The organism is Microcoleus sp. K4-B3, assembly GCF_036704615.1.
GTDB lineage: Bacteria > Cyanobacteriota > Cyanobacteriia > Cyanobacteriales > Microcoleaceae > Microcoleus.
Map to the genome: position 1 here is coordinate 68,735 of NZ_JAUBSF010000022.1, position 14,283 is coordinate 83,017.

The window sequence follows — 14,283 nt, forward strand, 5'->3', positions numbered from 1 at the left end:
ATTCTACCCCGACGATAGCACTTAATTATAGGACAAATATTGACTTAACCGATATTCTATTTGCCTTCCACCAGCAACTGTTCAAAATCTGCTGCAGACACAGGAGGACTGAACAAATATCCTTGCATTGTATCGCAATTGTAGCGCCAGAGAAAATCTTTTTCTGCTTCCGTCTCAACTCCTTCTGCAATTACCTCAAGACAGAGACTGTGCGCCATTTCAATAATAGCTTTTACAATTGCTGCATTTGTGCAACCATCGGTGATATTGCTGATGAAACAGCGGTCTATTTTTAAAGTATCGAATGGATATTGCGCCAGATAGCTTAAAGAAGAATACCCAGTTCCAAAATCGTCAATAGATATACAAACTCCCAAATTTTTCAATTGTTGCAAAGTAGCGATCGCGCTTTCGGCATCCTCCACCATCAAACTTTCAGTCAGCTCTAATTCCAAACTGCTCGGTTCCAAACCAGTTTCTGCTAAAATTTGGGCAACTCTGCTGCTGAGCTCCGGTTGGTGAAACTGGCGCGCCGACAGATTCACCGCTACCCGCAGCGAAAAACCTGCTTTTTGCCAAACTTGCATTTGCCTGCAAGCTGTCTGCAAAACCCACTCGCCTAACTGTACAATGAAGCCAGTTGCTTCCGCAGACGGAATAAATTCTGCGGGCGAAATCAGCCCTTTTTCTGGATGCAGCCAGCGTACTAAAGCTTCTGCGCTCATAATTTTACCAGTCTGGACATTGACCTGCGGCTGATAATAAACTTGGAATTCTTCTCGTTCCAATGCGTCGCGCAAACTTGTTTTTATCTGGTCTAATTTGTCGGCGGCATCTTGGATCAATTCGCTGCTTGGCGATCGCAAAGTATTGTACTTTTCGGCGACAGCTTCTTGTTTTTTCAAGCGGCTCGATATCGCCCCCACAAGTTCAGCTTTAGTAAAAGGTTTAGTCAGATAATCATCTGCTCCCAATTCCATACCTTGCCGCATTTCAGAGCGATCGGCTTTACCGGTGAGAAAAACAAAAGGCAGTGTAGCAGTAACAGGATTAGATCGCAAGGCCACCAGCACCCCGTACCCGTCAAGTTCCGGCATCATCACATCGCAAAGAATCACGTCGGGAAGATTTGACACCGCCGCATTTAAACCTTGCGCTCCATTTTCTGCACCCGTCACGTCGAAACCTTCAGCTTTGAGGAGTTTGAGAATATTCTCCCGGATTATTTGCTCGTCCTCAATCACTAGAATCTTTTTCATACGTCATTCCCTGAAAGCGATATAATTGACCCTCTAGCTGAAAGCGATAAGCGTGGCAATAACTGAGAACGCACAGCTCGATCGGCTAAACAGCCGAAGCTTTTCCGACCAAAATAGCAGACGCCCCTGAAAAACGGTAATTTTTCAAAGATAACTAGATTAATGTTTCTCTGTTTACTCAGCGCCGTCCGTATTATTACAAGCTTAATTAATAATGTCTAAACTAATTCTAGGCGATCGACAGTTAGCATCGCCCTGAATAAATGCTAAACTAATTGTGCCACCTGAACGAGGGTCTGCAAACAATCTCAGCCTATTTATACAAGTTGCAAAAAATAATGCAACTGCAAGCAAGTTCCAAAGCCTTGCGGAGTCAGTCTTTTCCCATTCTTCAATGTAAAATCTCAACTTTCAAATCTCAAATGGTATTACCTACTGGATTCCCTGAACCCGCACAGATTGGGGTCATAGAAGTTAAGCAATATCCTCAGTACCGCGCTGTCACATACACCCACGCGGGCGATTTGCGACAAGCAACTGGAATCGCCTTCAATCCCTTATTTCAACATATCAGCAACAACAAAATTGCGATGACAACGCCAGTAGAAGCGCGCTACACTGCAACTTCCGGGCAAATCGATGCGGTTCCCCAAGCAGAAGTTTCGTTCCTCTATCCCGCACCAAATATCGCCCCCAGCAGCGTTAACTCCGCTGTAGAAGTCACGGATACTTCGCCGATGACGGTTGTCAGCATCGGTGTGGGCGGTGCTTACACTTGGGAAAGCTATGAAAAGAACCTCCAGAAACTCAAAGATTGGCTTCAAGAACATCCTGAATACGAAATAGTCGGGCCGCCGCGCCGTTTTTTTTACAATTCCCCGATGACGGCGGAAGCAACTAAAATCAGCGAGGTACAAATTCCGATCGAGTGCCGCTGACGTGAACGACTAATTCGCGAATGTGGCCCCGCTGGCGGTGTTCCCACAGGTAAATTCCCTGCCAAGTTCCTAACAATAACCTGCCGCGATCGATCGGGATTTGTTCAGAAGTATGAGTCAGCGCAGTGCGAATGTGCGCCGGCATATCGTCTGGGCCTTCCGCATCGTGAATGTAGCGATCGCCCTCCGGTACCAGTTTAGCCAAAAAGTTAGCCAAATCCTTAAGTACATCCGGGTCAGCATTTTCTTGAATCACCAAACTAGCAGAAGTGTGGCGCAAAAATAAACTACAAAGTCCCGTTTTAATACCTGAATTTGCCACCGCATCTTCTATCTTAGGAGTGATGTTACACAGAGACTTCCCGGTAGTTTGAATCTTGAGTATCTGTTGATAGTGAGTCATTCGATTTTAGATTTTAGATTTTAGATTTTAGATTTTGGATGAGACTGATGCAAAACTCTTCAGTCGGCGAAGGCGGACTTTGTTTGTCTAGGATCGATTTCAATCGCCTTATGTAAAATAATCTACAACAGCTTGGGCGATCGCCTCCGTACCATTTTTATCCAATTTACCCGACAAACGCGGCGGATGTAGCGGTTGTCGCAAAAACTCCCAATCCCCCTCAAAAAACTCCGTCGCCGTCACAATTTGATGTTCCGCATAATTTTGAATCCCTTCCAGCAACACCGCAGCTTCTGCAAAACCTTCTCTCATTATAGAAACAACAGGTATTTCCAAGCGCAAAGCTTCCGCAAAAGTGCTGTATCCCGGTTTAGAAACTAAGCGCCCGCAGACAGGCATAATATCAACCGGACGCGGTAAAATAGGGAAAGATTGTGCAAACTCCTGATTTTTGACATTAATCAAATTCGGCAAATTGGGAGCTCCCGCATCAAAAGTAATAAATTGCCAGTCGCTAAATTGCTGTAAATTTTGATAAGGAATTTCCTCTAAACCCAGTCCGCCGAAAGTCAACAATACAGTTTTTTCCAGGGGTGTTTCGATTGCGAATACTTCCCGAATTTTCTCGTTACTGTAGCGAGGATTGCCGCCAGTCAAGCCAACATCTTGAATATTGGGGAAAGCTGTCATCGGTTCGTGTAAAGGAAGACGAAAAAGTCGATCGCACATTCCGAAACACTCACCAATCCAATCTGCCATTTCTGCAAATTCCCCGCCCCAATCGCGATAGATAAAATCCCACCCGAAATTGCTCATCATCCAGCAAGGAACCCCAGCCGCTGCCGCCATTCGCGTTGCCAAAGGAGGAATATCTGCCAGCACCAAACCCACCCGATTTTGCTTGATAAAATTAACTTCGCCCGCAATTAGCGAATTTTGCTTTTTCCGAATTTCCAGCAATTTTTCCAGCGTCGCGTCTTTATCCATATGCAAACTGTCAGCTTGCACGACACCCACATCAAAAGCCCGGGGACGGTGGATAAAGTCGCCGCCAATGTAAGATTCTAGCAGCCAACGAGGGGCAGTTGTTGTCATAATTAGTAAAATATCTGGATTTAATTCTTGAATTTTTGCAGCTACGGAGGAGGCTCGGACAGCGTGGCCGAATCCGTGATTCGTGATGGCAATATATAATGTAGGTCGAGACATTGATAATAGGGAATAAGGAATTGGGAATTGGGAATTGGGCATCGGGCATCGGGCATGGGGAATTGCGAATTGGAGGTAGAGACTGGAAGGCAACAAGGCCAAGCTTCAAGAGACGCAGAACGAACAATGACAAAATTAATAACTAATGACTATCGAATATGCAAGAACTCATCAATCGGACGCGCCCTCAGACCAAACAGGCAATTGATTAATCTTGTCCAGCGTTATATCTACATACTTTTGACCCTCTGCCGCCCGATTTTCCCCAAAATATCCATCATCGCCGTCGTGCTTGTGAGGGCCGCTCAAAGCTTCTGCATAGCGGCCTTGCAAACGAGCTTGATTGAAAGGAGAAGTCGCGTACCAGTACCAGCGAGTTGGAAAAACTATGCCGCCAATATCCTCAATTGAATCGCGAGTGCCGCGAAAATGGAAAACGCGATCGGCTTCTGCAAAACCATTTTCTCCCGAAAACACGCCCCCAACCGAAACAACCGTAATGTCTGCCTTCAGCCATTCTTTAAGATAGCGAGTAGCACCCAAAGCAACTTGTGCGCCGCCGCTAGTGCCAATTAAAATAACTTTCAAAGGTTGTTGAGGATTAACTGAAATCGGAGATTGAGCATTCATGCGCTCGATAATTGCATTAGCAATTCCCTGATTGTATGCAAAGCCGTAGCGATAATCTAGAGAAATTGCAAACCTCCAGAGATTGCGAATTTTAATGAATATATTCCCCGCAATCGGCCCTTTTTTTGCCTGTTCTGCAAACCGCCAAAAAGGAGCTAGCCACCGCTCTCCTCCCAAACTTTTGTTAGACGCTGAATAAGGAAAAACATCGCCCACTGCTACGCACTGCGGGTGACTTTTAACTAAACGCTTGAGAAAAAACTCTTCACCAGGGGTTAATTCATCCCCTGAAAAATCGCCAACTCCCGGTAAAAAGATGATATAACAATTGAGCGGCGAAGACTTGCGCGCTTCTAGATTGCCCTTGTTTGAAGGCAATATCTCCGGCGGATTTTTCTTGAAACCCAAAGTTTCGGCACTTTGATTCAGCCACCATATAACAGTTCCCACCGGGGAAAGAATGCCCCAAATTATCAGGATTACACCTGCGACGATCAGCAAATTTAAACTTCCCCCGCGCAGCCATGCAAGTATCCGTAAAATCAATCTTAGCATTTAATAAAATCTGGTAGAATGCCAATTAATTAGCTAATTACGTAGAAATAGTTCGGTGATTCTGCTGTATTAGACCTTATTTTGTAAAAGTTGTCAACTATCTTGAGGAGCAGGAGTTCAACGTGAAGGGAGAAGATTCAATTGCAGGTTTGGGGGCAACCCTTTGGAACGCACTTTCTTTGAACGGCAATTTTTACGAAAAAACTCCCTACACTCCCAGAACTAAGCGGATAGCTTTAACAATTGTAATTTTAGCAGCGGTGTCCCGCGTGTTGGGCAGTGCCGTCATCTTATTAATCAACCGAACTGAGCCATCAGTGTTATTTTTAGCACTTTGGATAGATGGTTTGGCAGTCGCGGGGGGTTATTATTTTTGGACTTTCACTATCTTTAAAATTGGGGAGTGGCTGAAGCCGGGGCACGTAACTTATGGGGAGTTGTTGGTTCCGATCGGCTTTGCCTACGCGCCCCAAGTGCTGAATTTTTTAACGCTGATTCCCTTGTTGGGAGAAGGAATAGAGCGCATATTAGCTGTGTGGAGTTTGCTAGCTGTAATTGTGGCGGTTCGCCAAGGTTTGGATATTCAAACTCGCTGGGCGGTATTCATTTGTTTTGTAGGTTGGCCGTTGATTCAAATTGCGATCGGCTTTGTGAAAGTAATTGAACAGTTGCTTTCACGATGGCTTTAATTAATCAATACGGAAGCAGTATAGTAAACTCGCTGCCCTCTCCAGGTTCCGACTTGCAAATTAGCTTTCCTCCATGCTGTTGTACCACAATTTGATAACTGATAGACAATCCCAAACCAGTCCCCTTACCTACCTCTTTAGTAGTAAAAAACGGGTCGAATATTTTACCCAGTACCTCCGAACTCATCCCCACACCATTATCAACAATGCGAATCGCTACTTGATTTCCTTCCGCGACTTCCGTGCAAATCTGAATTGTTGGAGTCTTTGTCGAGTTAGCTTCACTCACTGTTTCGCAAGAAAAAGCATCAATTGCATTGGTAAGTAAATTCATAAATACCTGATTAATTTCTCCCGGATAGCAGTTCACTAAAGGCAAATTGCCGTACTCCTCGATCACTTGAATATCGCTTAATTTTTGAGCCAAAATCATTAAGGTGCTGTCGATCCCTTCGTGGAGATTAACCGATTTTTTATCTGATTCATCTAGTCGAGCAAAGTTTCGCAGCGACAGCACAATATCGCGAACCCTCGCAGCACCAACTCTCATGGAATCAATCATTTTAGTGAAATCATTCATCAAAAAATCTAAATCAATTTGCTCACTTTTATTTATTATTTCTTGCACGGGATTTTGGTAATTATTTTGGTATAACTGTAGTAAATCTAGTAAATTTTTAGAGTATTCATTGGTGTAATGTAAATTTCCATAAATAAAGTTAATCGGGTTATTAATTTCGTGAGCAATCCCCCCTACCACTTCCCCTAAACTGGACATTTTTTCACTTTGAATTAGCTGCAATTGAGTGCGGCGAAGTTCTTCCAGTGCAGTTTGCAATTTCTCAGTTCTTTGGGCTACTCGCGTTTCCAGAATAGTATAAAAACGGGCATTTTCTAGAGAAATAGCTGCTTGTGCAGACAGGATTCCCAAAACTTCTACCCTGTCGCTAGTAAAAGCACCTTTGGTTAAATTATTTTCTAAATATAAAATTCCCGTAAGGTTGCCTTGATGGATAATTGGCAATACCAGGATAGATAGGGGTTGATTAATGGCAATATACGGGTCAAATTGAAATTGATCGGATCTGGTAGCATCGTCTAAAACCAAGTATTTTCTGGTTCTTTCTACATATTTAATTAAGGAAATTGGCAGCATATCGGATTCGGCAATTGGGAGAGATTGCAACACGGTTACATCCTTAAAGTCACCTGTCATCGCCGCTTCTATGAATAATTGATTACCTGTATTGGCAATAAATAATACTTTTTGAGCACCTGCGTTTTCCTTTACAAGCTGTACGAGTTTCTCTAGCAAGCGGCTGAGAATAATTTCGCTCGAAACAGCTTGTGATGCTTTTACAACTGTTGAAAAATCCAGCACCAAACTATTGTTAATAGTTGTTTTCGCAGTGGTGACAACATTTTTATATATTGCGTCTTGATGGCGCTCAACTAAATAATCATAACGGGATTCTAAGTCTTTAACCTTGGCTATAGCTCCCCAGCGGATGTAAGCATAATAAGCTTTTGTCAGATAAGCTCGAGCACTTATCTCTTTATCCAAAGATTGATAAAACTCTCCAGCTAATTCATAAGCTAATGCTTCTTCGTGGATGTAACCGTTAGCAGCAGCTCCTTTAATAGCTAAGTCATAATAATCCATTGCGGCAAGTTTATCGCTGATAACTCGCGCTTTTTCTGCTTCGACTAACTCGTATTTATGCTGATAATTCATGGGTGCATGGTAGGCCCACTTTTTCATAATTTGCTGATTAGAGTTAACAATAGCTAGGTATGCTTCTTGATTGTCACTGTCAGGATAGTGAGCGAGGAGAGCCAGCGAATAGTAGAAATTGTGTACCCCAACAGTGATTAAGCCGATCGCCCCATCTGCATATTCTGCCGCTAATTTACCGCTGGCAACAGCCGAAGCATAATCTTTCAATAAATAAAGCAGCATCAATTTACCCACATAAGCTGCAAACAGCGACATTCGATTATTTTCTTTCTGCCAACACGACATCACAGCAGGTTCATCCAACCTGCCGCTAACTAACCGTACTTGCTCTGCTGTTTGGCTTCTTAAGCTTGAAGCAATTCCTTGCCAAATTTGAGCATAACCTATGGCAAATTCGTGTTTATTTTTTTGCAAAAACTCCATATAAACGCTTTGTTTATCTTCGACATATTCTAGCGGTTGTCCCACCAAAAATAAATTGGTAATATAGTGCTTACAATTATAAATTGCCCATTCTAAATCGCCAGTTTCGACACCAACTTTCATTCCTTCTAGAAAAGAAGCAAGTGTATTTTTAGTAGACTCTTTCCAGATTCTTATATGAGCATTAAACATTACATAAACCTTAGCTTTTTGTTGGCTAGCATTAAATTGTTCTAGCAGCTTTAAAGCGATTAGTCCAGCGTAGTAGCCAGCTTCGATGTCGCCTTCGGTTCCGCACAGGATCATTCCATAAAGAGTATAGGGAAAAGTGGCTAATGCTGAATGACCGCGATCGATACAAAGATTGACCATAGTCAAAACGAGGGAGGACACAATTTCTGGTTTGGCAATATAAGCAGGAGGATAGAGGGCTGTCAGGATTTCCATAGCTGCCAGTTGATAAGGATCTGTCATGACTGGCAGGTTGGCTAATTCATCAATTCGCGGCAATTTTGGCACTGCAACGCTTTGCTTATCTAATAGGTTTACTCCCAGCATTTTCAGCACTTCTAGACCTGTTTCAACAGCTTTTAGCATCTGGCTTTGAGCCTGATAAAATAGGACTTTTAGCTGATACACTTTCACTATGTCAAGCTGGTTTTTAGCCGCTCGCAAAACCACTTCTGCCAAAACTTCTGCTTGCTCAAAGTTGGTGTTTAAATATTCCGCTTCCAGCGTCTCTACATACAGCCGCAGCGTCATGTTATAGTTGTGAACCCAGCTATCAGGTGCTAATAAGGAAATTCCCACATTCAAATACTTAACAGCGGGTTCGTAAGCGTTAGCTGCTTTTGCCTTATGCCCAGCCATTAAATTTAATCCTGCTAATTCATCTTTTTCTGATTGCCGAGTGAGACAATCAATTCCTACATTCAACTGGTTAATAATATCAAAAATTCTCTCTTCTACTTTATCGGGCGGCGTATTTTCAAGTAGCAATTTACCGATGCTAAGATGAGTGGCTTTCTTTTCATCATCAGGAATCAGCGAATATGCAGCTTGCTGGACGCGATCGTGCAAGAATTTATAGCCGACTCGCGAAGAATTGAAAGTTATATGATTAACATTATTAACTGCAGCTTCTAAATCTAAAAACAAAGGAATCAGATAACTCTCATTCAATGGAAGTATTAACCCGGCTTGTAAAGCATCCCAGAGTTCCGTCGCAGTGACTGATGGAGATTTTGCATTGACAGTAGAGAGAACATCTAGAGTGAAATTGTCCCCAACACAAGCGGCTAATTTCAAAACTTCTTGTGTAATCTCTGGCAGTTTTTTAATCCGACTGGCTACCAGTTCAACTACACTCTTATCTGTAATACCAATAGCTTGAATTTCCTCAATATTCCACTGCCACTGCCCTTTTATTCCGGGAGATGTGAGCCTGTTAAAGTCAAATTTCAAAAGTTTTTCTTGATAAAGACTGTTGAGCAATTGCGTCAAAAAGAAAGGATTTCCACCAGTTTTATTCCAAATCAACTCCGCTAAAGGGTGAATTTTTTCTGAATGATTCAATGTCTCATAAATTAACTCAGTCACCTGCGCTAAAGAAAGAGGTTCCAGCACTAAATTGTTAATAAGAGTACCCGTTTGTTGAAGGTACTCAACTGTTTGCATTAAAGGATGTGTAGAGCTAACTTCACGATCTCGATAGGCTCCAATTAATAGTAAATATTTGCTGTCTGGGTCAGTTGCCAGCAATTCCATTAATTTCAATGTCGCTGAATCTGACCACTGCAAGTCATCGAGAAATATGACTAATGGATGCTCTTTTTGTGCGAATACGTGGATAAATTCTTTGAATAGCCTGTTAAAGCGGTTTTGTGCTTCTGTTGGGGCAAGTTCGGGAACGGCAGGCTGTTTGCCAATTACCAATTCTACTTCGGGAATCACGTCAATAATTACTTGCCCGGAATCACCTAGTGCGGCTAAAAGTTTATCTTGCCAATCTTGTAATTTTTTGTTATTTTCCGCAAGTAACTGCTGGATCAAAGATTGAAAAGCTTGAATTAAAGATGCGTAAGGTATATTCCGCTTGAATTGGTCAAATTTACCTGAAATAAAATAGCCCCGCTGTCTGGTGATGGGTTTTTGGATTTCGCTGACTACGGCCGATTTGCCTATACCTGCATAACCAGAAACTAGGATCAGTTCAATTTGGGAAGGGGAAGAAATTTCCTCGCAGGGATTAGCTACACGTTCAAAGGCTGCTAATAGTTCGCTGACTTGTGTTTCCCGACCGTACAATTTTTGAGGAATCAACAACTGACTCAATATATCTAAGTTTCCGGGGGTAAAATCGACTATCTTGCCTGTAGTTTCTAACTGATTTAAACAATTTTCTAAATCAGCTAACAATCCGCCTGAGGTTTGATATCTCTGTTCTGCATTTTTTGCCATCAATTTCATCACAATTTGTGAGATAGCTGGTGGAATCTCTGAATTAATTTGATGGGGTACAATTGCTTGAGAGGCTATGTGACTGTAAACAATTTCTAAAGGGTCGTTGCTCATAAATGGCAATTGACCTGTCAGCATTTCATATAAAGTGATTCCGAGAGAATAAAAGTCGGTGCGGTAGTCGAGGGTGCGGTTCATTCTCCCGGTTTGTTCGGGAGACATATAAGCCAAAGTGCCGACTATCGAGTTAGTATTATTAATTTGGGGAGTTTCTTTGGACAATCGCGAAGCAATCCCAAAATCTGTCAGTTTAATAATTCCTGTGTGGCTGTTGATGATGATATTGCTAGGCTTAATATCTTTATGAATAATTTTTTGAAGGTGCAGATATTCTAAGGTTTTTATGAGTTGAATGCCAAACCTCAAACAGGTTATGACTTCGAGCTTTTGTCTCGCCATCAGTCGATCGATAGATTCGCCATTATAGTCTTCCAAAAGCAAGCCGAGACGGTTGTCAAAGGTTTCTAGGCTAATGACTTTAACTAGGCCCGGATGGTCTAAATGTTGGCGAATGCGATACTCGTGCTTGATCCGGGTAATTGCATCGAGGGTGGGATATTCAGCTTTCAGGATTTTGAGTACGGTTGTCTCTTGGTGGGTGGGGCTTTTTCCTCGATAAATAATCGTTTCCATACCTTCGTGGAGAGTGGAGTGGATTTGGTATTGCGAGAGAAATTGCATGGAGTTCTCCTCAGAGTTAAAAAAATATCTGATTCGAGTCGCTGTTGGCTGTTGACTGTTGGCTGTTGGCTGACGGCACGACCACCCTCAACCGTCAAAAGTCTTGACATGGCAACCGTCAAAAGTCTTGACATGGCAACTGTTATATGCTTAATTAAACCACGTACTTAGGTAAAAAAAAATCAAGCTTTATTTACTCGTACAAGAATCTATTTATAGATAAAATGATAGTATTCATGGAATCAAGCCATTTTGCTACTATTATTCTCAATTAATATCCGATCGACAGCGGACGGCAACCACACCCCTACTATTCGGGTCTCCCCACTGTCCCTCCCCCCTTAGCAAGATACATTGTTAGAGAAGGAAATACACAAAAATTTACATCTATAATTTGTGTAGTGTTCCAAATCGCTCCTTACCAGCAGCGATACAGCCCTCGCCAAGACAGTAGGATAGAAAAAATATGTTTGAACGCTTTACAGAACAAGCCATTAAAGCAATCATGCTAGCCCAAGAGGAAGCGCGGCGTCTCGGCCACAATTTTGTAGGCACCGAGCAAATCCTCCTGGGACTCGTCGGCGAAGGCACTGGCATCGCTGCAAAAGTATTACTGGATATGGGCCTCAACTTGAAAGAGGCGCGTAATGAAATCGAAAATATCATCGGTAGGGGTTCCGGGTTCCTCCCGCCGGAAATTCCTTTTACGCCCCGCGTTAAGCGCATTTTTGAGACGGCGCTGAACGAAGCGCGGCAGTTAGGCCACAATTACATCGGCACCGAGCACATCCTCTTGGGGCTGATCCAAGACGACGAAGGGGTGGCGGGGAAGGTGCTGCAAAACTTGGGGATCGATCGCCAGAGAGTCCGCACGCAGGTAATTCGTGCCGTGGGAGAAGTGGCGGCGGTACCCGGAGGCAGGGGGGATAGCGGCGATCGCAAAATCCCGACTTTAGAAGAATTCGGCACAAACCTGACCAAGTTAGCCGCAGCAGGCAAACTCGATCCTGTGGTGGGCCGCGAAAATGAAATTGAGCGCGTGATCCAAGTGCTCGGCCGCCGCACGAAGAACAATCCAGTGTTAGTAGGCGAACCGGGAGTCGGCAAAACAGCCCTCGCTGAAGGCCTAGCCCAGCGGATTGTTAATAGAAACGTCCCGGAAATTTTAGAAGACAAACAAGTAATCAGCCTCGATATGGGTTCGCTGATTGCTGGTACAAAGTTCCGAGGCGAATTTGAAGAACGGCTGACGAAAATCATGGCCGAAATTCGCGCTGCCGGCAATATCATTCTGGTAATTGATGAAATTCACACCTTAGTCGGTGCAGGCGCAATTCAAGGCAGCATGGACGCCTCCAATATGCTCAAACCCGCCCTTGCCAGAGGCGAATTGCAGTGTGTCGGCGCCACTACCTTGGACGAATATCGCAAACACATCGAGCGCGACGCTGCCTTAGAACGCCGCTTCCAACCGATCAAAGTCGGCGAACCGAGCGTGGCTGAAACAATAGAAATATTGTACGGGTTGCGATCGGCTTACGAACAGCATCACCGACTGACAATTTCCGACGCAGCTTTAGAAGCAGCGGCTACACTGTCAGACAGATACATTAACGATCGGTTTTTGCCAGACAAGGCGATCGACTTAATTGACGAAGCAGGTTCCCGCGTCCGCGTGATGAATTCACAAACGCCGCCCGAAGTTAAAGAACTCAAAAAGCAACTGCCTGCAGTAACAAAAGAAAAAGATGCAGCAGTGCGCGAGCAAGACTTCGACAAAGCTGGAAAATTGCGCGATCGCGAATTAGAAATTGAAGCCGAAATCGCCGAAGCTACGATCAACAAAAGCCAACTCAAAACTTCTCCCATCGTCACCGAAGAAGACATCGCCCACATCGTGGCTAACTGGACGGGAGTACCAGTCAGCAAGCTGACAGAATCCGAATCAGAATTGCTGCTGCACATGGAAGATACTTTGCACCAGCGCTTGATCGGTCAAGAAGAAGCTGTCAGCGCAGTTTCTCGGGCTATCCGCCGCGCGCGGGTAGGCTTGAAAAATCCCAATCGCCCGATCGCTAGTTTCATCTTTTCCGGCCCCACAGGCGTCGGTAAAACGGAACTTACAAAAGCCCTGGCAACATATTTCTTCGGTTCCGAAGAAGCCATGATTCGGTTAGATATGTCCGAATTCATGGAACGCCACACGGTTTCTAAACTCATCGGTTCGCCTCCGGGTTACGTTGGCTACGATGAAGGCGGCCAACTAACAGAAGCAGTCCGGCGCCGTCCTTACACGGTCATCTTGTTCGACGAAATCGAAAAAGCTCACCCGGATGTCTTCAACATGATGCTGCAAATCTTGGAAGACGGCCGCTTGACCGATGCCAAAGGTCGGACAGTAGACTTTAAGAATACGCTGCTCGTGATGACATCAAACATCGGTTCGCGAGTGATTGAAAAAGGCGGCGGCGGTCTCGGTTTCGAGTTTACTGAAAGTGCCGCAGACGCGCAGTACAACCGCGTTCGCAGCTTGGTAAACGAAGAAATGAAACAGTTTTTCCGTCCCGAATTTATCAACCGCTTGGATGAGATTATCGTCTTCCGCCAGTTGAACAGGGAAGAAGTGAAGCAGATTGCGGACATTATGTTGCAGCAAGTCTTCAGCCGCTTAACCGAACAGGGTATTACTTTGTCGGTGACGGAACGGTTCAAGGATCTGTTAGTTACAGAAGGCTACAATCCCAGCTACGGTGCTCGACCTTTGCGCCGCGCAATCATGCGGTTGTTGGAAGATGTACTGGCTGAGGAAATGCTGTCTGGGAAGCTTAAAGAAGGCCAAAAGGCGATCGTTGATGTGGATGAAAACGGTCAGGTTAAGGTAGTGCCGGATGGTTCATCTGAGCCGAAATTGCCCGAATTCGCATTGAGCCATTAATGCGATCGACAAACGGATAAATACTGTTGATTAAAAACCCGGTTTCTCAGAGAAACCGGGTTTTTAATTAAATAAAACCAGTTTAAAAAAAGCAAGCAACGGAGGACACGGCAGTGCCGTTTCCCTACCCCAAAATAATCGATAATGCTCTTTCGATATGTAATACCAATTTCATAAAATAGTGCTACAGTTAGTAGAAATGCATTTTGCAATTTAGTAGCCAAAGAGAGGTCAAAACCATGTCAGGAGTTGTCAAGATTGTGATTCGAGAAACCGCAGCAGAACTGAAAACTTTGCTGTGCC

8 protein-coding genes are annotated in these 14,283 nt (G+C 44.0%); 3 read left to right on the plus strand and 5 right to left on the minus strand.

What is annotated here, in order from left to right:
- Window positions 1-56 precede the first annotated feature (56 nt).
- Window positions 57-1,259, minus strand: a complete 1,203-nt coding sequence (locus QUA78_RS12800; RefSeq protein WP_333302447.1) for an EAL domain-containing response regulator — start codon at window positions 1,257-1,259, stop codon at window positions 57-59.
- A 422-nt stretch (window positions 1,260-1,681) separates the two neighbouring features.
- Between QUA78_RS12800 and QUA78_RS12805 the strand changes: the two genes are divergently transcribed.
- On the plus strand, window positions 1,682-2,197 hold the full coding sequence (locus QUA78_RS12805; protein WP_333302449.1) for a heme-binding protein: 516 nt from the start codon (window positions 1,682-1,684) through the stop codon (window positions 2,195-2,197).
- Here the strand turns inward: QUA78_RS12805 and QUA78_RS12810 are convergent.
- The 3 genes from QUA78_RS12810 to QUA78_RS12820 all read right to left on the minus strand — a co-directional run bounded on the left by QUA78_RS12810 (window position 2,163) and on the right by QUA78_RS12820 (window position 4,994).
- The gene (locus QUA78_RS12810; RefSeq protein WP_333302451.1) at window positions 2,163-2,600 is read right to left on the minus strand and encodes a secondary thiamine-phosphate synthase enzyme YjbQ; all 438 of its coding nucleotides are present in this window, start codon (window positions 2,598-2,600) and stop codon (window positions 2,163-2,165) included. The genes QUA78_RS12805 and QUA78_RS12810 overlap by 35 nt on opposite strands.
- Before the next feature lie 108 nt (window positions 2,601-2,708).
- Window positions 2,709-3,809 (minus strand): glycosyl transferase, encoded by a 1,101-nt coding sequence (locus tag QUA78_RS12815; protein ID WP_333302452.1) that lies wholly within the window; start codon window positions 3,807-3,809, stop codon window positions 2,709-2,711.
- Window positions 3,810-3,980: 171 nt separating this feature from the next.
- Entirely contained in the window at window positions 3,981-4,994 is a 1,014-nt protein-coding gene (locus tag QUA78_RS12820) for a hypothetical protein (RefSeq protein WP_333302453.1), read from the minus strand.
- 122 nt (window positions 4,995-5,116) lie between these two features.
- On the opposite strand from QUA78_RS12820, the gene QUA78_RS12825 reads away from it, so the two are divergent.
- Window positions 5,117-5,683, plus strand: coding sequence for a hypothetical protein (locus tag QUA78_RS12825; protein WP_333302455.1), 567 nt, complete (start codon window positions 5,117-5,119; stop codon window positions 5,681-5,683).
- A 4-nt stretch (window positions 5,684-5,687) separates the two neighbouring features.
- Here QUA78_RS12825 and QUA78_RS12830 read toward each other — a convergent pair whose 3' ends face one another.
- Window positions 5,688-11,045, minus strand: a complete 5,358-nt coding sequence (locus QUA78_RS12830) for an AAA family ATPase (protein ID WP_333302456.1) — start codon at window positions 11,043-11,045, stop codon at window positions 5,688-5,690.
- A 466-nt stretch (window positions 11,046-11,511) separates the two neighbouring features.
- Here QUA78_RS12830 and QUA78_RS12835 point away from each other — a divergent pair, with 466 nt between their 5' ends.
- Window positions 11,512-13,980, plus strand: coding sequence for an ATP-dependent Clp protease ATP-binding subunit (locus QUA78_RS12835; protein WP_333398838.1), 2,469 nt, complete (start codon window positions 11,512-11,514; stop codon window positions 13,978-13,980).
- The last annotated feature ends 303 nt before the right edge of the window (window positions 13,981-14,283 follow it).